This is a genomic window from Cyanobium sp. Morenito 9A2 (genome assembly GCF_024345575.1).
Taxonomy (GTDB): domain Bacteria; phylum Cyanobacteriota; class Cyanobacteriia; order PCC-6307; family Cyanobiaceae; genus ATX-6F1.
This window is the reverse complement of the sequence record NZ_JAGQBJ010000001.1, coordinates 366,709-388,146: the sequence shown is the minus strand read 5'-3', so window position 1 is coordinate 388,146 and position 21,438 is coordinate 366,709. Positions and strand designations below refer to the sequence as shown.

The window sequence follows — 21,438 nt, the reverse complement described above, 5'->3', positions numbered from 1 at the left end:
GCATGACCCGTTTTGCCGACGGGGGCCACGAAGTGGTCCTCATGCAGCCCCGCCGCTTCGAAGAGGTCTCCGAGGCGGTTCTGGCCGTGCGCGACCGCAAAACCGTGCTGCTCAATCTCTCCGCCATGGAGCACTCTGAAGCCCAGCGCGCCGCCGATTTCGTCGCCGGTGGCGTGTTCGCCATCGACGGCCATCAGGAGCAGCTCGATGATCTGATCTTTCTGTTCGCCCCCTACGACGTGGCCATTGAGCGGGACCCTTTCTGAGCGCACGGCTGCCGGAGGCGTACCAACCGGATCACTCCACCCGAAACGTCACGGCCATAACCGCGGTGATGTCCTTGTCAATCGTGCGGGTGTCGTAGGAGCCCGTGTCACCTGTTTCGGTGGAGTTGGGAGCGGTGATCTGAAACGAGCCTGTGTCGGCATTCACGATCGCCCCGATCCGGGCGTCGGCCTCGGCGGCGATGGCCCGGGCCCGGGCCCGGGCATCCCGGGTCGCCTTGGCCAGCATGTCCACGCGCTTCTCCGCCAGCCGCCCGTAGGTGTAGGCGGGGTCGTTGATCGTGAGCGGCACCCCCTCGCCGATCAACCGGGCGGCGTCCCGTGCCACCTGGGACACCAGCTCCACCCGGGCACTGGACACCACAATCGGCTGGCGGCTGGTCCAGACGCTGGAGCGCAACATCCCCGTGCTCGGATCGCGCACATCCTCCCGCTCAGATCTGACTGCCCCCAGCTGCACTTCCGCGTCCGTCAGGCCCCGGGCCCTGAGGAAGGCGGTGGTGGTCGCCACCGCCGGCAGCAGGGCCCTGTAGGAGTCCCCCTGGCTGGTGCCGCCCTGGCGCACCTCCAGACTCCAGTCGACCGCGTCGCTGCGGATGCGTTCGGTGCTGGCGCCGGTGACGGTGATGCTGTCGTCGGCCTGGCGGAACCCCTTGATCAGCACCGCACTGGAGACCACCATCCCCAGGCTCAGCACCGCCATGGCCGCCACCAGGGCCGGGGTGTTCCGCAGGGCGTGCAGACTGCGCTGGGGCCAGCCGTTCCCCGGCGGGTCAAGCTCTGAATCCGCCATCGCCGCAGGGAAGTAGAGGTTTCAACCTAAGTCGGCTCCCGGTGCATGGCAAAGGCGGCGAGCACGCCTCCGGCAAAGCCGGAAAGATGGCCGATCCAGCTCACCCCCGGCGGACTGAGGAAAGGCAGCAGGCTGGGCAACAGGGCCCCGTAGCTGAGCAGGGCAACCACCGAGAGCAGCAGCGACAGCATCCGTTTCTCCAGCCATCCGACCAGCAGTAGGTAGCCCAGCAGCCCATAGACCACCCCCGAGAGCCCATGGCTGCCGTAGGGCCAGAACAACCAGACGGGAATCGCCATCAGGTAGACCCCCAGCCAGACCGCCAGGTAGTCGCGACGGCCCTGGAGCAGCACCAGCCAGGAAAGGGGCAGGAACCAGAGGGAATTGCTGATCAGGTGGCCGAAGCCGGCGTGGCTGAAGGGGGCGGTGAGCACCCCGAGGAAGGAGCCGCCGGGCTCCATCGGCAGGTTCCACCGGCCCGCGAAGAAGACCTGGTCCAGCAGTTCCTGTCCCCAGGGCAGCGCCAACACCAGGATCGGCAGCCAGAAGCCGCGGCGCAATTGGGTGGAGAACGGAGCCATGGTCAAGGGAGACGCCGACCGTCAAGTCTCCCACCGCCGGCAGACGGGGCAACCGTTGCCGTGCCGATCCGACCCACCCCCGGGGCCGCGGGCAGTGTGCAATCTGGATCCGATCCGGATGACGTGGTTGTCTCAGCGCATCGGCACTCCCGCGGTCTCGGGGTCCTTTTGTTCCGGCCGACCTCCTGACCGTGCCGGTGCGCCAGGCCGTCACCGAAGCCACCACAGACCAGATCATCCCTCTGTTGACAGCCGACTGGTAGAAGCGCACAGCCGAGGATGTGACGATCAAGGGCAGTGACGGGGGCTTCGACAGCCGGACCCGGGCGGTGATCGATGGCCTCGCCGCCGACGTGGTCGGCCCGGCCAGCCACTCCAGCGTGTCGACGTTCGTGCGGCCGCTGGAGCGTCGTCGCCCTCTGGGGGGCCTGCAACAGAAAGGATCGAACGCGGCCCGATCGAAAGCCTTCATCAAGGCGGAGTTCCGCAACGACGAGGGGCTGGCCAAGGACGCCCGTGCCGCCCCCGATGCCTTCGTGAAGGACAAGAAAGGAGATGGGTGGGCAGGGGATGGGTTGCTGAACCGGGAAACCGAGGCGTTCCTGGCCAGGCGCAGCGGCACCTGGACCACCCCGGTGAAGCTGTTCCTCCCCATGTGCTCACGGGAATGCCCGCCGCCGTGGTCGACAGGACCGTCGATGGGCGGGGCACGCCCCCGGCTCCCGAGGCTTTCGCCACGTTCCTGTTCACCCCCGAAGCCCAGAGGTTTGTCGTGGACCACGGCTTCCGGCCTGTGACTGCCGAGGGCAAGGCCGACGCCAGGAACACCTTCCAGGCGGTGGGATTCTTCAGGATCGCGGAGCTTGGCGTTTGGCCCCCGCTGGAGCGGGACTTCTCCGCCAAGGGCGGCCTCTTGGATGGGCTGTTCGCCAAGCCCGTTTGGCACCCCCCTGTCGCCCCTGGTATCCCTCAGCCCCGGAAGCCCCCCTGACGCGGACGGCCCCGCCAGAGACGCGAGCGCTCCACAATGACGCCATGGAACCGGCGTTGCTCGATCAGGAACGACTCAGCCGCCGCGGGGGCAGCGGCCTGACGGCGGCCGATCTGATCGGCTGCTGGCGGCTGGACCAGGTCTGGCCCCGGCGGGGCACCCAGCCCTCAGGCCTCAACAGCCGCCTGTTCCGGGGCCTGGGGGCCCAGCTGGAGATCATGGCGACGGATTCCCCCGGGGATTCAACGGAATCCCAACTGCGGGTGCGCAATTCCGTGCGGCTGGGGGGCCTGGCGCTGCAGTTCGAGGGTCCGGCCCGGCTGCAGGGACGACGGCCCCTGCTGGTGTTTCGCTTCGAGCGTCTGCACCTCCAGCTGGGCCCCTGGCGCGCCCTGGACCGGACTCTTCCAGTCAGCGAGCCGTTCGAAGCCGCGCCCGTGGGCCGGCTGCCCTTCTTTGCCCTGATTGGGCTCCAGGACAAGGGCGCCACCTTGTGCGCCCGGGGGCGCGGGGGTGGATTGGCCCAGTGGCGGCGCTCGCCGATCTCGCCGCTCGCGCGGGTCCGCCATGACACCCCAGAGCCCTGAGCCGCCCCGGACGTCGGTCCCAGACGGAGACCGTGGCGAGGGGGCCTGGCCCCCACGGCCGTGGCGAATCCTGATCGACTTGCCCACCGCCCGCTCCAGGGATCCGAGGGTGGAGGCCAGCGCGCGCGACATCAAGACGCCCGGCAGCGGCCTCCGGGTCATGCTCAGCGCCAAAGCCGACGGTTCGTCAGCAAGGAGGAACTGCTCGGCCTGGTCGATGCGCCCCCGCCAGCGGCCAGGAGGGGCGCAGCCGCGAGACGAACGATCGGCTCACCAGCCGCAGCGGCTTGGAGGCACTCGACGAGGAGGTTGGGAAGCCAAAGCTGCTGATCGCTCAGATTCGCCGTGAGGCTGGACAACAGCAGGAACTCAAGATCGAGTGCAGCCGAGATCTCCAGAGTCTTGAGGCAGAGGTGCGTCGCTCCAGGGGGGCGGTGGCTGAAACGGTGGTGGATCGAGCCAGCGCCGAACTGGCCCCTGAACGCCAGCCACCGGCGGCCCTGGACGAACGCCGGGCCGGTCAAAGGAGCGTGGTGGCCGCCGCCAGCAAGAACCGCACCTTGACCACCATCGGCAGCACCTTCAATCCGGCCATGCGGCTGCAGGAATCCAACCTCAAGCTCCAGCACCTCGAGGGCCGCCGCCGCGCCGAGGCCCGATGCGTGCAGGGGTTGAGCGCGCAGCGTGACAGCGCCCAAGCGGCCCGCGGCCTGCAGGCGGAAAGGCACCCTGGTGAGCCCCCATCAGGCTGTGCTCCGGTGGCTCTGTCGAACCAGGGCGACAGCCTCCCCGCTGAAGCGCCGGTGCTGCAGCTGATCGAGTGCAAGAACCGCTTCATCACCACCTTCATCAAGGGAAGTGATCTGAACCGGGTGCGAATCGGCAGCCCGGCCCGGATTGGTCTGGTAGGCGAGACCCTTGACCTGCGCGGCGAGGTGGCCAAGATCCGCTCCGGCCTGGGCCGGGTGTCCCTGCGGGATGACACCAACCCGATTCCGATCAACCTGGCGCGCAGAAGCCAGGTGGGCGGTCGCATCCGCAACGACCTCCCGGCCCCTCCCCTGAAGGTCTGCCCTGGGGACTTCAGCGCGCGGCTCAGCTTCGAGCGATGAGCCGCCGCCACCCCGCAGCCACGGCCCTCTCTGCTCCGGCGCTCAGCCCGGGGTCCGGTGGTTGCTGCTGGCCTTGGTTCTGCCGCTGCGGGGCGCCCTGCTGCTCGTGAACCTGCAGCCCGCGTGCCTCGGCCACGTGCAGCTCCATCCGCTCAGCCTCCGCACCCTGCCAGCGCCATGGCAGGGGTGGGGCCTGGGGCTGGATACGGTCCCGCCGGTGGGACTCGCCCCGGGGGGGAACCTGCTGCCCCGGAGGAACTGGAGCCATGCCCTGGTGCTCAGCGCGCTGGCCCGCGGGGTCTGCGGTCCTTCATCTGGCGCAGCACCACGATCAACACGACCGCTCCGCTTCGCCTTCGACCTCGTTCAGACTCTGTGCGCGGCGCTTGACCTGATCACCAGCCCGGTGCAGCTCATTCCCTGGATCGTCTACGGGCCCCTGCGGCGACCGCGCGAGGCGAGCCGCCTGGCCGGCTTAGCCCAGGAGCAGGCAACCACGGTGGACATCTGGATTCCCACCGACAACGAATCCGAACCGTTGATCCAGCGCTGCGTGCTCGCCAGCAAGGCCATCCGCCACCGCCACCCTGGCCCGCAGCTCCTCCGAACCGACCGCCGACATCGACGGCGATTCTGTTCCCTTCCGCCAGGTGGTCGAGCGCATCCTCGGGTTCGTCACGGAGATCAAGGAAGCCCTGGGGCCTCTGCCCCGGGCGACTTCAACTCTGGTCGCCACAACCGCAACCTCGGCCTGGAACCGGGCATGCCCGACGACAGCGATGACGTCTTTCACCACCTGCAGGTGATCCGCGATCACTTCAACGCCGTGATCTGCTGCGGCACCTCCTACAGGGTGCGCCGAAGCGTGATCGAATCGGTGGGGGTGAAGGGTGCATCACCCCTTGCACCATCGAGGATCACCAGAGCGGCACCACAGGGCTCACACGGGGTGGCGCATGCTCTACCTCGATGAGATCCTGAGCCTTGCCGAAGTGCCACGCAGCCTCCGCGACCACCGGCTGCGCTGGAGGCAAGGCAACATTCAGATCAATTCCTCGGGCAAGGAGTTGCCGCTTTCGAGCAAGCTCAACCTCGGTCCGAAGCGTTGCCACCTCAATCTCCTGGTCAGCCTGTTCAAGCCGTTGTTGCGGTTGGTCGTTCAGCGGATTCCCCGGCCAGCCTGGAGCTGGGCCTCACCCTGATCGCCGCGCCGCCGATCGAAGCTGTGGTGCATGGGCAGCCCTTCGCGATCCTGGTCTGCCCATGCACCACCTGGCTCACGAATCACCACCACATCCTGATCTGGAATGAGGCCGACGCTTCGCTGTTCTGTTATCCCGCCGTGGTCCGCATCGGGCAGACCCTGGCCCTTCCGCCTCCTCGGCGCCGTCATCACCAACAAGGCCGCGAGCAGCCGCAGTGGGCAGCTGGATCGTGTCCTGGTCAGGCCGTTCATCGCTCACCTCACGCTCCTGATCGAGAGCCTGGTGCTGTTCTCAGGTCGGCCTCTGCCGGTCCCGGGCTGGGGCGGGGTGTCGTTTGAGGGCGAAGGGTTGATGCTGGCTTGAAACCATTCCAACGCCTGGGCGGTGCTCCCCTGCCGGCTCGTCTGCGGGGACTGGCCCGAGAAACACCTCAGCGATCGTCTTCCCTTCCAAGGCATGGCTCGCCTGCGGCTGGACGACCAGGAGCCCTGGGGCACCACCAGTGATGCCTCCGAATCGGGAGTCCATCTGCTGCTGAACCGGGGGGAGATCCTGCCGCCCACGGGCCTGGGCGGCCAGCGGATTTTGGTGGAGGAGCGCCTTGAGCGACCGGATCAGGTGCTTCCACAGAACCAGGGGACCCTTGCCGGCGCTGGCGGCTGGCCTTGAAATCCCTCAGCCAAGCGCCGGCGGCGGCTCTGATGGCCCTGCTCCATGACGGCAGCGCCAGGTATCAGAAGCCCCGACGCATGGGCACGGCGGCTGCGCTTTTGATCCTGTTGGCCAGCACCTTGAAGATCGCCCCGAGCCGGCCGCAAGGCAAGATGGAACCCCACTGAGGACCCCCATGGCGCGGATGATCCTGGTTCTCAAAACCCCCGAACCGGTGCAGACCAGGGATCTCATTCCCCAGCTCCTGCCGGTGCTTGAAGGGCTGGAGGCCAGCATTGATCAACAGGCCCCGGCCCATCTCAGCGCCCTGTTCCGTTCGCCGCCGGAGGGGCTCGCGCTGCAACTCTTCGCCGATGTCCAGCCCCAGGCCGGCGGCCCCGAACTGGACGTGGTGGTGATGAGCCGGGAGCCCATGGGCAAGGGAGCCCCCGTGACCCAGCGAGCCTTCGAGCGCCTGATCGCCCTGGTCAACGAGCGGGCACCGGGCCTGCAGATCTGCTTTCGCTCCGATCGCGATGGCCCCCTCCCCCGCCAGCAATCTGTTGCCTGAACGAGGGCCGTGACGGCCGCACGGGGCCCTTGGGGAAGAGGCTGCCGATCAGGCCCAGAGGCCGGTGTCCATGCGCAAAGGGGTTGAGAACAGGTAGCCCTGGCCCCGATCGCAGCCCATCCGCTTCAGCCAGTCCTTCTGCAACTCCGTTTCGATCCCTTCGGCCACCACCGCAAACTCCAGCTCCTGAGCCACCTGGATGAAAGCGCGGATGATGGCGGTCTTGCGCTCGTCGATCCCCAGATCGGCAGTGAAGGTCTTGTCAATTTTGATCGCATCCACCGGAAACTGCGTCAGCCAGGAAAGGCTGGAGTAGCCGGTGCCGAAATCATCAAGGTGCACCTTGACTCCGGCCTCACGCAGCAGGCTGAGCTCGTCGTAGGTCACCTTGGGGTGATTGATCAGCACGGTTTCCGTGACCTCGATCGCCACCCAGCGGGGGTCGATGCCCATGAGCTCAGCCTGCTCCAACAGATACCGTCCAAGCCCCGGTACCCGCAGCTGCGAGGGACTGACGTTGACCGACATCGCATAGGGTCGCCCGCGGTCGCGCCAGGTCTTGAGATCAGAGAACGCCTGGTGAATGACCCATTCACCCAACGGCACCACCAGTCCAGTGACCTCGGCCTGGGGGATGAAATCGCTGGGGGGTATGAGGAGGCCATCGCTTCCCCGCAGACGCACCAGCGCCTCGGCGCCATGGATCGAACCGTCGGAGAGTTCAACGATCGGCTGATACTCCAGCACCAGACCACCGCCCTCGATCGCCTGGTGTAGCTGACGGCGCACCGAGATCGACATCTTCAGCTGATCGTCGACCGAGCGGTCGTAGATCGCCACACCCGCCCCGGTGGATTCCTTGGCCTGGTACATGGCCATGTCGGCGCGCCTGAGCAGCTCATCGACCGTCACCGAGGCCTCAGCCGTGATGGCGATGCCCACGCTCATGGACGGTCTGATGGAGGTCTGGTCATCGATCGCCCAGGGGGCCCCCAGCCGTTCCTTGAGCCGCAGGGCCAGCTGCACCGCATCGGCCTCCTCCACCAGGTTCTCGGCAATGGCGACGAACTCATCCCCACCGAGGCGGGCCAGGGTGTCTTCCGGGCGGAGGGCTTCACGCAGACGAAAGGCAATTTCCACCAGCAACTGGTCACCGACGTGATGACCGTGCATGTCATTGACCTCCTTGAAGCGGTTGAGGTCGCAGAACAGCACGGCCATCTGGCCCTCGCGCCGGTTCAGGCGCTGGAGGGCCTGATCGATGCGGGAATGGAGCGCAAACCGGTTGGGCAGGCCCGTCACCGGATCCTGCAGGGCTTGCTCGGCCAGGGCCTGCTGGGTGGTGCGCCGTTCGGAGATGTTGCGCTGCACCGAGACCCACTGGGTCACCGCTCCGGTCCCATCGAGCAGGGGCACCAAGTCGATCTCCACCCAGTACTGGGTGCCGTCCTTGGCGGTGTTGACGAGTTCCAGGCTCGTTCGCTCACCCTTCTGCAAGGCCCCCCGCAGACGGCTGCGGGTGGAGGGGTCCTCATCCATCGGGCCCTGGAGCAGCCTGGGGCTGCGGCCAAGCACCTCGTTGAGCGCATAACCCGTCTGGGCCAGGAAAGCGGAGTTCACGTAGAGGATCACCGGGCCAGGGAAGTCCAGATACTCCGCCGTGGTCACCACCACCGCATCGCTGACCGCCTCAAGCACGTTTTCCACCAGCGACTGACGTGGCCCTGGCGTCTCCGGTTCCAGAAGTCCGGCCAGCACACCCACTCCGACGCCGCTGTCGGTACGGAAGGTGCGCACACTGAGAGGGGCCCCAGCCCAGACGACCGTTTCATCCCTGGGCCCGGTGGTGTCCCAGTCGGTCCGTCGCTCGATCAACTCCGCCAGCTCGGGCCACAGCTCCCCCAGGGAGCGCCCGTTGAAGGCCTGGGGAGTCACCGACAGGCGGCGACGGGCGATCGAATTGACATGCAGCACAACGCCCTGGGCATCCACCAGAAGCAACCCGTCCTGGGGGAGCAGAAGAAATGACTCGGGGCGGAGGGACACAGTGCTGATCGTCAGGGTCACTCGTGGTCAGGGCGCGGGTTGAACAGGTTTGACCCGAAGATACGAATTCTGCTGGGAAAAGCCACGACACCCGTGCCAGTCCCAGGGGTTTCTGATGTCTTGGTGTAGGTTGATACCAGCGGAGAAGCTCCACGCCCACTCCGAGCGATCCATCCAGAATCAAAAGTCTGAGGATCCTTCCCCTGTTCGGCCTTCCAACGCACGATCAGCACCTACGCGTCCACGATCCCTCCCTCTGTCGGTGGGCATCGTTCTTGAGATCGGTCATAAGGCTCCATCCGAGCATTCCAACCCTGACCAAGCCGTGGAGACCCCAGGAGCGGGGTCCAGCGTGCCCTGTCCCATCCATTCCCTCCCCACGAGGCCTGTTTCACCATGTCCCCTGCCTCGGCAGCGCGGCTCAGTCCGTCCGCCCTCACATCCAGTTTCCGGCCGCTGGCCCCTTCCAGCTCTCGGCAAGGCCCCCCCACGGGTGGCGGTGGCAGCCACAGCCACCGGGCCACCAGCGGCACCACCGCCGCCTGCCTCAGCGCCTGCCACGACGCTCCCCTGAGCTGGATTGAGTTGCTCGGCCAGCGCTGAACCCTGGTTTTGTAGCAATGGTGACCCCAATGGTCGCCCCCTGCTCATTGGCTGGGTGGAGCACCAAAACAGCCGATGCCCAGCCCCCAACGTCTCGCCGCCATCCAACGCACCCAGGAGCGCCCGGCAGCCGTCACCACCCCGAAGGCCTCGCTGCAGGAGCTTTGGGCCAGCGATGTGTTCAGTCTGTCCCAGATGAAATCGTCCTTGCCCAAGGACATCTTCAAGTCTGTGCAGAACACCATCAAGGCGGGCGGCAAGCTGGATGTTTCCGTGGCCAACGTGGTGGCCCAGGCGATGAAGGATTGGGCCGTGAGTCGCGGCGCGCTTTACTACGCCCACGTTTTTTACCCTCTCACCAACTCCACGGCCGAGAAACACGACGGCTTCATCTCCACCCAGAGCGACGGCTCCGCCATCTGTGAGTTCACCGGAAAGGTTCTGGTGCAGGGCGAACCGGACGGCTCCTCCTTCCCCAACGGCGGCATCCGCTCCACCTTCGAAGCCCGCGGCTACACCGCCTGGGACATCACCAGCCCCGCCTTCCTGATGGAGACGCCCAACGGCGTCACCCTCTGCATCCCCACGGTGTTCGTCTCCTGGACCGGCGAAGCCCTCGACAAGAAGACGCCCCTGCTGCGCTCGAACGCGGCCATGAACAAGCAGGCCCAGCGCCTGCTGAAGTTGCTCGGTAACACCGAGGTGGCGCCAGTCAATTCCAGTTGCGGCGCCGAACAGGAGTACTTCCTCGTCGACAGTTCGTTCGTGAGCCTGCGCCCCGACCTGCTACTCACCGGCCGCACCCTGTTCGGCTCCCCGTCGGCGAAGGGTCAGCAGTTTGATGATCATTACTTCGGCGCCATTCCCCAACGGGTTCAGGTGTTCATGCAGGACGTGGAACGCCAGATGTACAAGTTGGGCATTCCCGCCAAGACCCGTCACAACGAGGTGGCCCCCGGCCAGTTCGAGATTGCCCCCTTCTTCGAAGCGGCGAACGTGGCCACCGACCACCAGCAGCTGACGATGACCTTGCTCAAGAGCACGGCGCGCAAGCACGGCATGAACTGCCTGCTGCATGAGAAGCCCTTCGAGGGCATCAACGGCTCCGGTAAGCACGTCAACTGGTCCGTGGGGAACGGCACCCAGGGGAATCTGCTCGATCCCGGCAGCAGCCCGGAGGAGAACATGCAGTTCCTCCTGTTCTGCGGCGCTGTCATTCGTGGCGTCCATCTCTACGGTCCGCTCCTGCGCGCCGTGGTGGCCACGGCCGGGAATGATCACCGGCTCGGTGCCAACGAAGCCCCCCCGGCAATCATTTCGGTGTACCTCGGCAGCCAGCTCGAGGAGGTGTACACCATGATCAAGAACGGCAACCTCGGCAGCACCGACCACGGCGGCATGATGCAGCTCGGTGTCGACACCCTGCCCGAATTCCCCAAGGATCCAGGCGATCGCAACCGCACCTCTCCCTTTGCCTTTACCGGCAACCGCTTTGAATTTCGTGCCGTTGGCTCCAACCAATCGGTGGCCGGTCCGCTGGTGGCGATGAACACGATCCTGGCCGATTCGCTGGAATACATCTCCAATGAATTAGAGGCAAAAATGAACACCGGTGCCTCCCTGCAGGATGCGGCCACGGCGGTGCTCAAGGTGATCATGGAGGAGCATGGCAACGTTGTCTTCGGCGGCGATGGATACTCCAGCGAATGGCACCAGATGGCCGTCTCCGAGCGGGGTCTGGAAAATCTGCCCACCACGGCCGACGCCGTCCTTGTATTAGAGCGCGACAACATCAAGGATCTGTTCGCCCGCACCGGCGTGCTCACCCCTGTGGAGCTGCACAGCCGCTTTGAGGTCTACGCCGAGCAGTACGTGCTCGCCGTGGAGGTGGAGGCCAAGCTCGCCCTTCAGATCGCCCGCACCCAGATCTACCCCGCTGTGATGGAGTACCTGGGCCAGTTGGCCAATTCGCTGCGCTACCAGGAGAATCTGGGCCTTCCCCCCGATCGTGCCATGGCCGGCCGCATCGCCAGCCTCAACCAGGAACTGCTCGCCAACTGCACGGCCCTGGAAGCCGCCCTGGCCAGTCCCCCCCACGGCGAAACCGCCCACATGCGCCACTGCGCCGACACCCTGCTGCCGCTGATGCACAAGATCCGCGAGGCTGTCGATGGCCTCGAAGCCTTGGTGGACGATGCCGTCTGGCCCCTGCCCAGCTACCAGGAGATGCTGTTCATCCGCTGAGTGCGCCAGGCTCTGCTAACACCCTTGCAGTGCCGGATCCGTCGATGAGCTGTTTCGTCACCCTCACCGACGCCATTGCCAGCCGCCAATCGCTGCTGATCACCGGTTTGGATCCCAACCCGGAGATGCTCCAGACCTGGAGCCGCTCCCACCCCGGGAGCGGCTCCTTTCTGTCCCAGGCGCGCCGCTGGATCAAGGCGGTGATCGAGGCCACCTCCGATCACGTCTGCGCCTACAAGCCCAGCCTCGGCTTCTACCAATCGTTGGGGCCGATCGGCCTGGAGCTGTTGCACGAGGTGCGCGACCTGGTGCCCAGCGACCTGCCGCTGATTCTCGATGCCAAGCATGGCGATCTGAATTCCTCCTCGGCCTTGGCCCACTACCTGTTCAAGGAGCTGGGGGTGGACGGGGTGACGCTCTCGCCCCTGGCGGGCCAGGACATCGCTGCCCCCTTCTTGCTCTACGGCAGCAAGTTGGTGGTGGTCACCTGCCACAGCTCCAACCCCGGCGCCCGGGTGGTGCAGCACCATCCCGATGAATCTGATCCGCTCTACCTGCGCATCGTGCGCGAAGTTCAGCGCTGGGGCACGCCAGAACAACTGTTGCTGGAGGTGGGCACCAGCGATCCGGCCATCCTCGAGCGCGTGCGCCAGGAGGCGCCGGAGCGCTTTTTGATCCTGCGCAGCCTCTGGGGCAAGGAGGAGCGGTTGGAGGCCCTGCTGCAGGCGGGTCTCAGCGCCTCCGCCGATGGACTGCTGCTTCCCGTGCCCCAGAACCTGCTGGTGGAGGAGGGCATCGGGGCTCTCACCGCAGGCCTGAAGCGACAGATCGAAGCGATCCGCCAGCGGGTGGCGGAGTCTCGAGGAGACAGCGGTGCCAGCTGTGCCCTCTGGCTGCCGCCAACGGCAGGCGAGCCCCTCTCCTTACGCGACGATCTGGCTCCCCTGCAGGCCCCCGCCCCGGATCCTCTCGACAACCTGATCCTCGATCTGTTCGATCTGGGCTGCCTGCTGTTCGGCCGCTACGTGCAGGCCTCAGGAGCGGAGTTCCCCTACTACATCGACCTGCGCCGGATCATTTCCGATCCCAACCTCTTCCACCGGGTGCTGCATGCCTACGCCCAGCGCCTCGAAGGGCTTCGCTTCGATCGCATCGCCGGCATTCCCTACGGCGCCCTGCCCACGGCCACAGGGCTCTCCCTGTTGTTGCATCGTCCCCTGATCTACCCGCGCAAGGAGGTGAAGGCCCATGGAGCACGGCGGCTGATCGAAGGCGATTTCCGCGAAGGGGAAACGGCGGTCGTGGTCGACGACATCTTGATCACGGGCGGCAGCGTGCTCGAGGGCATTGCCAAGTTGGAACGCTCGGGGCTGCTGGTGAGCGATGTGGTCGTTCTCATTGACCACGGCGGCGATGCCCAGCGGCGGCTGACCGAGGCTGGATACCGCAGCCATGCGGTGCTGACCATCGGCCGGATCACGGCGGTGCTGGAGCAGGCGGGCCGGCTCGATGCCCGACAGGTGGCCCTGCTGCCCTCAGCGTGATTCCACCTCGGCCCCGGGGATCACAGCACAGGCGTTAATCGGCACCGACTCCACCTTCCAGATCCGGCTGGCATACTCTGCGATCGAGCGGTCGCTGCTGAAGAAACCACAACGGGCGGTGTTAAGCAACGAACTGCGACTCCAGCCCAGGGGATCGACCCAGGCCTGGTCCACCGCATTCTGAGCGCGGCGGTAATCGGCCGTGTCGGCCATCACCTTGAAGGGATCGACGCTGCAGAGGTTCGCCAGAAGAGGGTGGAAGAGATCACGGTCACCCTCGCTGAAATGGCCGGAGCCGATCAGATCGATCGCCTCTTTCAGCAGCGGATCGTTCTCCAGCCAGGGCATCGGGTGGTAGCCGATGCGGTCAAGTTCAGCGACCTGCTCGGCGGTGTGCCCGAACAGGAAGAAATGCTCCGGCCCCACCCGCTCACGGATCTCCACATTGGCGCCGTCGAGCGTGCCGATCGTGAGCGCGCCATTGAGGGACATTTTCATGTTGCCGGTGCCGGAAGCCTCCTTGCCGGCGGTGGAGATCTGCTCGGAAAGATCCACAGCGGGGTAGACCTTCTGGCCGAGGCTGACGCTGAAGTTGGGCAAAAAGACCACCCGCAGGCGCCCGTCCATGGCCGGATCGACGTTGACGATCTGGGCGATGCCACCGATGAGGCGAATGATGAGTTTGGCCATCGCGTAGCCAGGGGCAGCCTTGCCGCCGAAGATGAAGGTGCGTGGGGGCAGCGCTTCGCCGTTGCGCAGCCGCAGGTAACGCTCCACGATCTGCAGGGCCGCCAGGTGCTGGCGCTTGTATTCGTGGATTCGTTTGACCTGGACGTCGAACAGGGAGGCCGGGTCGACCAGCACACCGAGCTCTTGATGGATGGAAGCGGCAAGCCGCTGCTTGGCCTGCTCACGCACGGCCCGCCAGCGCTCAAGGAAGCCACCGTCGCCCACGAGTGGCTCGAGCTTATGGAGTTCTTCCAGATCGCGGCGCCAGGCGCTGCCGATCGATTCATCCAGCAGGGTCGCCAGGGCGGGGTTGGCCACCGCCATCCAGCGCCGGGGGGTGACCCCGTTGGTGACGTTGATGAAGCGATCGGGCCACAGATCGGCAAAATCGGGGAACAGCTCGCTGCGCACCAGCGCGCTGTGAAGCTCCGCCACCCCGTTGACTTTCTGGCTCCCCACCACGGCCAGGTTGGCCATGCGCACCCGCCGCTCGGAGCCATCGGAGATCAGGGAAAGGCGGGAGAGCCGTTCGGAATCGCCGGGATAGCGGAGGCGCACCAGCCGCAGGAAGCGGGCATTGATTTCATAGATGATCTCCAGCTGGCGCGGCAACAGCCAGGCGAACAGCTCGACGCCCCAGGTCTCGAGCGCCTCGGGCAACAGGGTGTGGTTCGTGTAATTGATGCTGGCGGTTGTGATCGACCAGGCGGTGTCCCAGTCGATGCCGTGCTCGTCGATCAGCAGCCGCATCAGCTCGGCCACGGCGATCGCCGGGTGGGTGTCGTTGAGCTGAACGGCGAACTTGTGGTGGAAGTCGGTGACAGCCAGCCCCTGGCCCTTGAGGATCCGGAACATGTCCTGCAGGGAACAGGACACGAAGAAGATCTGTTGGCTGAGCCGCAGCCGCTTGCCCTGCTCCAGCTCATCATTGGGGTAGAGCACCTTGGAAAGGGTCTCCGATTCGATCTTCTGGAGCACGGCGCGGGTGTAATCGCCGGCGTTGAAAGAGGCGAAATCGAAGGATTCAGGGGCCTGGGCCGACCACAGCCGCAGGGTGTTGGCGGTGTGCACGCCGTAGCCCAGGATCGGCGTGTCGTAGGCCACCCCCTGCACCACCTGACCGCCGATGGTCACCGGGAAGCTCCACTCCGGTCGGATCACCTCCCAGGGGTTACCGCCCTGCAGCCAGGGGTCGGTGCTCTCCACCTGGGCCCCGCCCACGATCTGCTGGCGGAAGATGCCGAATTCGTAGCGGATGCCGTAGCCGATGGCCGGCAGCTCCAGGCTGGCCATCGACTCCTGGTAGCAGGCCGCCAGCCGCCCCAGACCACCGTTGCCCAGGCCCGGCTCGGGCTCCTCCGCCAACAGCGAGGCGTAATCGAGACCCAGCTCCTGGCAGGCCTCCTGGGCCGCCTCCCGCAGGCCCAGGTTCACCAGATTGTTCTCCAGATGGGGGCCCAGCAGGTATTCAGCCGAGAGATAGGCCACCGTGCGCACGCCCCGGGACGTGTAGGCCTCGGCGGTGTCCACCCAGCTCTGCAGCAATTGGTCGCGCACGGCCAGCGCCAGGGCGCAGTAGTGGTCGTGGTGGCTGGCCAGCGATGGCGACTTGGCCTGGCTGTAGAAGAGATGGCGCCGCATCGCCCGGGCCAGGTCGTGCCCTTCGGCGGAAATGGTGCGGGTGGGGGCCATGGAGGCGGAACAAGCTTCCACCTGTCATGGCCGGACATGTGGGCTGGCGTGGTAGCAAGCGTGACCGATTCGCTATGGCTTCAGAAGCGGGATCCGGGCTCCAGCAGAAAGGCCACTTCCTCGGGGGTGGACACGCGGCCCAGGGCCCGATTGCGGTGGGGGAAGCGGCCGAAGCGGCGGATCACGGCGCGGTGACGCTCGGCAAAGGCTGTGCTTTCCGCCTCCACGTGCTCGGCAAACAGGGCGCACGCCCGCTCCTGCACCTCCAGGTGCTCGCTGTGCATCAGCGGCATCAGCCAGAAGCGGCGGCGATCCAGCTCCGGCTCGGCCGCGATCCAGCCTGCCGCCACGGCGGCTTCACTCAGGGCCAGGGCCAGAGGGTCACCGGCGAAGGCCCTGGCCTGGTCGCGCCAGATCTGACGCGGAAACTGATCGAGCACCAGCACCAGGGCCAGGGCCAATTCGGTGCGCTCCCCCCAGGGGGCCAGCGCACCGGCCAGGGCCCTCTCGCTGAGGGCCTCAAAGCGATCGCGAATGGTTCGATCCAACCCGGTTGAACGACGAAACCACTGGGCGGGCGTGAGTTCCTTGAACCAGAAGCGCAGGACCTCCTCCGCCCCAGGGCCCCCAGGGGCCTCGGTCGACAGCCGGGGGTCAGGCACAACCGGGGACAGGCACCAGGCACGGCCGCACCACCCGCAGGGGCGCGCACCGCAGCTCCGCGAAGACCTGCAGGCCCCGGGCCAGCCTTGGAGGATGGGGGGCCACCCACCACTGGAGTGTGGAATCCATGGCTGGCTGACCGCCTGTCCATGGGATCACTCCCGGATGAATCCCCGGCCGATCAATCGCGGATCGCCCAATCGGCGGGGCCGCTGTCACCGTCGATCCCCACGAGCATGTTGCGAATCTTGGATCTGTGGGAAGGGCCCCTCTGGCCATGGGTAGAACGGTTCAACCGACGTCCGCTCCACCCCGTCGGACCCTGAGCAAAGCCGACCCCCCGGCGCTCCGGAAACGCCCCTGGCCTGATGGTCGGGGGCGTTTCTGTGGGCGCCCGCCCTCAGCGCCCCAGTTCGGCAAGGCGCTTGCGCGCCTTGTGCACCCGCACATTCACCGCCTGGCGGCTGATGCCCAGGTCGGAGGCCAGCTGGGCAGGGGTGCGCTCCTGCAGCTCCCGGAGCAGCGCCAGCTCCTGGGGGGCATGGGCCGCCATCTGCTGCAGGATCAACTCGTGGTCAAGGCGATCGAGGGGATCGTTGCTGGGGGCGGCCACCAACTCGCCCAGGGTGGTCTCGCCGTCGCCGATGCGGCCGTCGAGGCGGGCCTGGAAGCGCACGGCCGCGGCCGCCGTCACCCGCGCCTGCATGCTCGGCGCCAGCTCATCGAAGCGCACCCAGCCGGCGCTCACCTGGGCCAGGGCTGAACCAACCTGGCCCGGCAGGCGCACGGCGCCCCCCTCGTGGTCAAGCAGCCGGCCCATGGCCTGCTGAATCCAGGGCACCAGGTAGGTGCTGAGCTTGTAGCCGCGGGCTGGATCAAACTTTTCGCAACCGCGGTTGAGGCCCAGCGTTCCCTCTTGGAGCAAATCCTCGTGGGGCAGGCCTCGGGCATTGGCGCGGCGCAGGTAGCGCTTGCTCACGCTCACCACCAGACGGAGGTTGGCCGCCACCATGCGCTCCTTGGCGCGCTTGCCGCGGCGCGCCACCTGGGCCTCGGCCTGCTCGGGTCCACCCTCCCAGTCTTGCCATTGCCGCACCATCGCCCCCAGGTGCAGTTCCTCGGCGGGGGTGAGCAGGGGGATGCGGACCGCCTGCTGCAACCAGAAGCCCACGGTGTCGGGATGCGTCACGTGCAGGGTCAGACCTCATCAAGACCGGCCGAGGACCGGTGACAACTTGCCGCGGGCCGAAACCCCGGTGCTGGCCATGATGCACGGAATCCCTGACCAGACAACGCCCAATCCAACTGTCTGCGGAATCGCAACGGACCCACCCTCCCGATCAGTACATTCATACTGATCGCCCCACCGCTGGCCCGTCGCCGGGCGCCCCATGACCCCCAGTCCCCATGAGCTCGACCCCTGGGTCCTCCAGCCCAACAGCTCGAGCCGGGCCGCCGAGCCCCTGCGCCAGGCCCAGCCCCAGCGCTTCCTCGAGGTTCACCTGGGTGACACGGTGGTGGTCGCCCCCCCCAGCGGCCCCTGGTGGATCGGCCGGGTGATCCACCGGGAGGGGGGGGGCCGCTGCGACGCCAACGCCTTCTTCCAGGTGGCCTGCGTGGACACGGGGGCGATCCGCACCCTCAATGCCGACGCGGTGGTGGAAATCCTCCCGCCGCCGGCGCGGTCGCCAGGGATCGATTAGCACTGGGATGGCCCCAGCAGCATCGACCCATGTCCAAAGCCCAGCTCGGAGCCTTCTTCGCCAAGGTCGATCTCGATCCCGGACTCCAGCAACAGGTGCACGACGCCAAGGACTCCGCAGCGATCGTGGCGATCGCCAAGGCCTTGGGCCATCCGTTCACGGAGGCCACCCTGGCGCGCCATCAGCGCGGCTGAGCCAAGGCCTGATTCCAGGGGCCCCATGGGCGACCCCTGGAATCAGCTGACCTGGACCCCCTTCCAGAACGCCACGCGCCCACGGATCGCAGCGGCGGCCTGGTGGGGTTCGGGGTAGAACCAGGCGGCATTGGCGTTGACCTCGCCGTTCACCAGGACGTCGTAGTAGTGGGCGACGCCTTTCCAGGGGCAGGTAGTGCGGTGGTCAGAGACGCGAAAATGCTCCATCCGCAAGGCGTCCGCGGGGAAATAGGCATTGCGCTCGACGGTCTCGATGTCCTCACTGGCGGCGATCACCGCCCCCTGCCAACGCGCTTCCATGGCGACCAATCCGGGAAGCCCCATCCTGGCGCGCAGGCCCCGGACTGAACACAATCAGCCGGGGTACCCATGGCCATGACCCACCACAACGCGCAGGACGGCAGCCTGGAGCTGTTCGAGCGCAGCTGGCGCACTTACAGAGCCGTGGTCGACCACGATCTGATGGAGCACCGGTCGCTCACCTCCACCCTCGGCGCCGTGCTGGGGGCGCTGGTGCGACCCGGAGCCGCCGCCGCCGACCTGGGCTGCGGCGATCTGGCCCTGTTGGCGCCGTTGCTGCGCAGCCTGCCCCTGGGGCGATTCGAGGCGGTGGACGCCGCAGCCGCCGTCCTGCCCCTGGCGGCCCAAAACCTCGCCGCCGCCGCGCCAGGACCGGTGCCCTACCCCTGCCGCTGGACCCACCAGGACCTGCTGACCTGGGCCCAGCAGCCGGATGCTGGGGGCGGTTTCGATCTGATCAGCTGCAGCTACGCGCTGCACCACCTGCTCGATGACGACAAGCAGCGGGTGCTCGCCGCCCTGGCCCAACGCCTCAACACCAACGGGGTGCTGCTGATCGCCGATGTCTTCCGCCAAGGCGGCGAATCCCTGCCCTCCTACCTGGAGCGCTACACCGAGCGGGTTCAGACCGGCTGGCAGGTCCTGAGCGCGGACCAGCGCCTGCAGGTGGTGGAGCACCTCACCAGCAGCGACCTGCCGGCCGAAGGCGATGATTTCGTGGAACGGGCCCGCCGGGAGGGCTGGACCCACCGTTGGATCTGGCGAGGCTCCCATCAGGCGGAAGCGCTGCTGCTGCTCTGGCCCGCGGGCCATGGCGATCCAGGCGCCGCATTGCAGGAGCTCGATGGCTGAGCGCACACCCCGCTGGCTGGTGCCGGGCGACCTGGACGGGCTGCTGGGCCTGGGGCTCGACAACCTGATCCAGATCCTGCTGATCGTGGCCCTCTGCCGGGGCGTGCTCGGCTACCCCGACGGCCTGATCTTCGGCACGATCCTGCCCGCCACGGGCCTCAGTCTGCTGGTGGGCAACGGCGCCTACGCCTGGCAGGCCTACCGGCTGGCCCAGAGAGAACAGCGCGACGACCGCACCGCCCTGCCCTACGGCATCAACACCGTCAGCCTGTTCGCCTACGTGTTCCTGGTGATGCTGCCGGTGAAGCTGGCGGCCCTGGGCCAGGGGCTGCCGGCGGAGCAGGCGGTGCAGCTCTCCTGGCGGGCAGGGCTGGTGGCCTGCCTGGGCTCGGGGTTGATCGAGGCCGGCGGCGCCTTCTGCCTGGGCGCCCTGCGCCGCTGGCTGCCCCGGGCGGCGCTGCTCTCCACCCTGGCGGGCATCGCCCTGGGCTACATCGCCCTGGGCTTCCTGCTGCGCACCTACGCCAACCCGGTGGTGGGTCTGGCGGTGCTGGCAGTGATCCTTGTCACTTACTACGGCCAGGTGAAGCTGCCGCTGCCCGGCGGGCTGGTGGCAGTGCTGCTGGGCATCGCCCTGGCGATCCCCACCGGCCTGCTGCGCATCGATCCCGCCAGCTGGCAGGCCAATGCCGCCCAGGTGGGCCTGCACCTGCCGCCCCTGCAGCTGGGGGCCCTCTGGGCCGGCCGCGACCAGCTGATTCCCTGGCTCGGCGTGATCGTGCCCATGGGACTGTTCAATGTACTTGGTTCCCTGCAGAACCTGGAGAGCGCCGAGGCGGCCGGGGATCGCTACCCGCTCAAAAGCTCCCTGCTGATCAACGGCATCGGCACCCTGGTGGCCGCGGCCCTGGGCTCCTGCTTTCCCACCACCATCTACATCGGCCATCCAGGCTGGAAGGCGATGGGGGCGCGGATCGGCTACTCCTGGCTCAACGGCGTGCTGATCGGTCTGGGTTGTCTGCTGGGGGTGTTCGGCCTGGTGGGGCAGCTGGTGCCGATCGAAGCCGGCATGGCGATCGTGCTCTACATCGCTCTGGTGATCACCGCCCAGAGTTTCCAGGCCACCCCATCCGCCCACGCGCCGGCGGTGGTGCTGGGGCTCCTGCCGGGCCTGGCGGGCTGGGGGGCCTTGCTGCTCAAGGCCGGCCTCCGGGCCGGCGGGGCCGGCGGCCCGGATCATCCCTTCGGGCCGGCACTGCTGGAGCCCCTGCGCCAGGCAGATGTCTGGGCCGCCGGCGCCTTCGCCCTCGAGCAGGGGCAGATCGTGGCGGCGATGCTGCTGGCGGCAATGCTCGTCTACGTGATCGAGCGCCGCTTCGCCGCCGCCGCTCTCTGCGCCGCCTTGGCCGCAGCCGCCTCCTGGCTGGGGTTGATCCACGCCTGGCGCTTCACCCCCGCCGACACCGTGCTGGATCTGGGTTGGGGCACCGGGGGCCCCTGGGCCCTGGGCTACTTGGTGATGGCCCTGGTGTTCGCCGCCGCCGCTGGGCTGGTCCGCCGCTCGCCGCCCAACCCATGAAGGAACTGATCCACAAGCTGGCCCTGGCGCCCCATCCGGAGGGGGGCTTCTACCGGGAGATCCACCGCTCCGAGCTACGGGTGCGGCGCGCCGATGGGGCCGAGCGCGCCGCCCTCACCCTGATCGACTACCTGCTGCCGGCGGGAGCCTGCAGCCGCTGGCATCGGCTGCACCAGGCGGAGGAAACCTGGCACCACGCCGGCGGCAGCCCCCTGGAGCTTTGGCGTCTGGCGCCGGAAGGCCCACAACCGCAGCGTCTCTGGCTCGGCCCCCTTGATCCGCAACGCCCCGAGCAACGGCCGCTGCAGCGCATCCCCCCGGGCTGGTGGCAGGCGGCCCGCAGCGGCGGTCCCTGGAGCCTGGTCAACTGCTGCGTGGCACCGGGTTTCGAGTTCAGCGATTTCGAATTGCTGAGCGACCAGCCCACCAAGTGCCATCCGGCCGGGGCGCTTCAGGAACTTCTCTAGCGAAGGCGGTGGTGGGCTCGACCATG

Annotated in this window: 25 protein-coding genes; 17 read left to right on the top strand and 8 right to left on the bottom strand. The window is 67.2% G+C overall.

The features are described 5' to 3' along the window. The first annotated feature begins 2 nt into the window (after positions 1-2). On the top strand, positions 3-266 hold the full coding sequence (locus KBY88_RS02070; RefSeq protein ID WP_396102338.1) for a cell division protein SepF: 264 nt from the start codon (positions 3-5) through the stop codon (positions 264-266). A 31-nt stretch (positions 267-297) separates the two neighbouring features. On the opposite strand, the gene KBY88_RS02065 is transcribed toward KBY88_RS02070, so the two are convergent. Together KBY88_RS02065 and KBY88_RS02060 are read right to left on the bottom strand one after the other, a co-directional pair. Next, positions 298-1,077 (bottom strand): SIMPL domain-containing protein, encoded by a 780-nt coding sequence (locus KBY88_RS02065; RefSeq protein ID WP_254938222.1) that lies wholly within the window; start codon positions 1,075-1,077, stop codon positions 298-300. Between the two features lie 26 nt (positions 1,078-1,103). Further along, the gene (locus KBY88_RS02060; RefSeq protein ID WP_254938221.1) at positions 1,104-1,658 is read right to left on the bottom strand and encodes a rhomboid family intramembrane serine protease; all 555 of its coding nucleotides are present in this window, start codon (positions 1,656-1,658) and stop codon (positions 1,104-1,106) included. Between the two features lie 329 nt (positions 1,659-1,987). Between KBY88_RS02060 and KBY88_RS02055 the strand changes: the two genes are divergently transcribed. The 8 genes from KBY88_RS02055 (at position 1,988) to KBY88_RS02020 (ending at position 6,775) form a co-directional block, all read left to right on the top strand. Next, positions 1,988-2,455 (top strand): hypothetical protein, encoded by a 468-nt coding sequence (locus KBY88_RS02055; RefSeq protein WP_254938220.1) that lies wholly within the window; start codon positions 1,988-1,990, stop codon positions 2,453-2,455. 238 nt (positions 2,456-2,693) lie between these two features. Next, positions 2,694-3,236 (top strand): hypothetical protein, encoded by a 543-nt coding sequence (locus KBY88_RS02050; protein WP_254938219.1) that lies wholly within the window; start codon positions 2,694-2,696, stop codon positions 3,234-3,236. A 287-nt stretch (positions 3,237-3,523) separates the two neighbouring features. Further along, entirely contained in the window at positions 3,524-4,348 is an 825-nt protein-coding gene (locus KBY88_RS02045) for an HlyD family secretion protein (protein WP_254938218.1), read from the top strand. 61 nt (positions 4,349-4,409) lie between these two features. Then, a complete protein-coding gene (locus tag KBY88_RS02040; protein WP_254938217.1) occupies positions 4,410-5,321 on the top strand; it encodes a glycosyltransferase family protein in 912 nt (303 codons plus the stop codon). Continuing rightward, the gene (locus KBY88_RS02035; protein WP_254938216.1) at positions 5,305-5,550 is read left to right on the top strand and encodes a hypothetical protein; all 246 of its coding nucleotides are present in this window, start codon (positions 5,305-5,307) and stop codon (positions 5,548-5,550) included. The genes KBY88_RS02040 and KBY88_RS02035 overlap by 17 nt, the downstream gene beginning before the upstream one ends. Positions 5,551-5,937: 387 nt before the next feature. After that, complete coding sequence (locus KBY88_RS02030) at positions 5,938-6,222, top strand: PilZ domain-containing protein (protein ID WP_254938215.1); 285 nt, start codon at positions 5,938-5,940, stop codon at positions 6,220-6,222. Continuing rightward, complete coding sequence (locus tag KBY88_RS02025) at positions 6,219-6,392, top strand: hypothetical protein (RefSeq protein WP_254938214.1); 174 nt, start codon at positions 6,219-6,221, stop codon at positions 6,390-6,392. The genes KBY88_RS02030 and KBY88_RS02025 overlap by 4 nt, the downstream gene beginning before the upstream one ends. Positions 6,393-6,400: 8 nt before the next feature. Continuing rightward, entirely contained in the window at positions 6,401-6,775 is a 375-nt protein-coding gene (locus KBY88_RS02020; protein ID WP_254938213.1) for a hypothetical protein, read from the top strand. Between the two features lie 48 nt (positions 6,776-6,823). Here KBY88_RS02020 and KBY88_RS02015 read toward each other — a convergent pair whose 3' ends face one another. Then, positions 6,824-8,842 carry a putative bifunctional diguanylate cyclase/phosphodiesterase gene (locus tag KBY88_RS02015; protein ID WP_254938212.1) on the bottom strand — a complete coding sequence of 673 codons (2,019 nt, stop codon included), beginning with the start codon at positions 8,840-8,842 and terminating at the stop codon, positions 6,824-6,826. A gap of 375 nt (positions 8,843-9,217) precedes the next feature. Here KBY88_RS02015 and KBY88_RS02010 point away from each other — a divergent pair, with 375 nt between their 5' ends. The 3 genes from KBY88_RS02010 (at position 9,218) to KBY88_RS02000 (ending at position 13,212) form a co-directional block, all read left to right on the top strand. Continuing rightward, positions 9,218-9,424, top strand: a complete 207-nt coding sequence (locus tag KBY88_RS02010) for a hypothetical protein (protein ID WP_254938211.1) — start codon at positions 9,218-9,220, stop codon at positions 9,422-9,424. Between the two features lie 75 nt (positions 9,425-9,499). Further along, positions 9,500-11,668, top strand: coding sequence for a glutamine synthetase III family protein (locus tag KBY88_RS02005; protein ID WP_254938210.1), 2,169 nt, complete (start codon positions 9,500-9,502; stop codon positions 11,666-11,668). 44 nt (positions 11,669-11,712) lie between these two features. Next, the gene (locus KBY88_RS02000) at positions 11,713-13,212 is read left to right on the top strand and encodes a bifunctional orotidine-5'-phosphate decarboxylase/orotate phosphoribosyltransferase (RefSeq protein WP_254938209.1); all 1,500 of its coding nucleotides are present in this window, start codon (positions 11,713-11,715) and stop codon (positions 13,210-13,212) included. Here the strand turns inward: KBY88_RS02000 and KBY88_RS01995 are convergent. From KBY88_RS01995 to KBY88_RS01980, 4 genes are all read right to left on the bottom strand, one after another. Further along, positions 13,204-15,633 carry a glycogen/starch/alpha-glucan phosphorylase gene (locus tag KBY88_RS01995; protein ID WP_254938208.1) on the bottom strand — a complete coding sequence of 810 codons (2,430 nt, stop codon included), beginning with the start codon at positions 15,631-15,633 and terminating at the stop codon, positions 13,204-13,206. The genes KBY88_RS02000 and KBY88_RS01995 overlap by 9 nt on opposite strands. Before the next feature lie 80 nt (positions 15,634-15,713). After that, entirely contained in the window at positions 15,714-16,295 is a 582-nt protein-coding gene (locus KBY88_RS01990; protein ID WP_254938207.1) for a DUF924 family protein, read from the bottom strand. Next, entirely contained in the window at positions 16,288-16,425 is a 138-nt protein-coding gene (locus KBY88_RS01985) for a hypothetical protein (RefSeq protein WP_254938206.1), read from the bottom strand. Before KBY88_RS01985 ends, KBY88_RS01990 begins: the two co-directional genes overlap by 8 nt. A gap of 271 nt (positions 16,426-16,696) precedes the next feature. Continuing rightward, positions 16,697-17,485, bottom strand: a complete 789-nt coding sequence (locus KBY88_RS01980; protein WP_254938205.1) for a sigma-70 family RNA polymerase sigma factor — start codon at positions 17,483-17,485, stop codon at positions 16,697-16,699. A 202-nt stretch (positions 17,486-17,687) separates the two neighbouring features. Here KBY88_RS01980 and KBY88_RS01975 point away from each other — a divergent pair, with 202 nt between their 5' ends. After that, positions 17,688-17,999, top strand: a complete 312-nt coding sequence (locus tag KBY88_RS01975) for a DUF3104 domain-containing protein (protein ID WP_254938204.1) — start codon at positions 17,688-17,690, stop codon at positions 17,997-17,999. A gap of 29 nt (positions 18,000-18,028) precedes the next feature. After that, positions 18,029-18,193: a Nif11-like leader peptide family natural product precursor gene (locus KBY88_RS01970; protein WP_254938203.1), complete on the top strand. Its 165-nt coding sequence runs from the start codon at positions 18,029-18,031 to the stop codon at positions 18,191-18,193. 42 nt (positions 18,194-18,235) lie between these two features. Here the strand turns inward: KBY88_RS01970 and KBY88_RS01965 are convergent, their stop codons facing one another. Next, on the bottom strand, positions 18,236-18,514 hold the full coding sequence (locus KBY88_RS01965; protein WP_254938202.1) for a DUF427 domain-containing protein: 279 nt from the start codon (positions 18,512-18,514) through the stop codon (positions 18,236-18,238). 75 nt (positions 18,515-18,589) lie between these two features. Here KBY88_RS01965 and KBY88_RS01960 point away from each other — a divergent pair, with 75 nt between their 5' ends. The 3 genes from KBY88_RS01960 to KBY88_RS01950 are packed head-to-tail and all read left to right on the top strand — an operon-like array spanning position 18,590 to position 21,412. Then, complete coding sequence (locus KBY88_RS01960; protein ID WP_254938201.1) at positions 18,590-19,366, top strand: class I SAM-dependent methyltransferase; 777 nt, start codon at positions 18,590-18,592, stop codon at positions 19,364-19,366. Next, positions 19,359-20,945 carry an NCS2 family permease gene (locus tag KBY88_RS01955; protein ID WP_254938200.1) on the top strand — a complete coding sequence of 529 codons (1,587 nt, stop codon included), beginning with the start codon at positions 19,359-19,361 and terminating at the stop codon, positions 20,943-20,945. The genes KBY88_RS01960 and KBY88_RS01955 overlap by 8 nt, the downstream gene beginning before the upstream one ends. After that, a complete protein-coding gene (locus tag KBY88_RS01950) occupies positions 20,942-21,412 on the top strand; it encodes a cupin domain-containing protein (RefSeq protein ID WP_254938199.1) in 471 nt (156 codons plus the stop codon). Before KBY88_RS01955 ends, KBY88_RS01950 begins: the two co-directional genes overlap by 4 nt. Positions 21,413-21,438 lie beyond the last annotated feature (26 nt).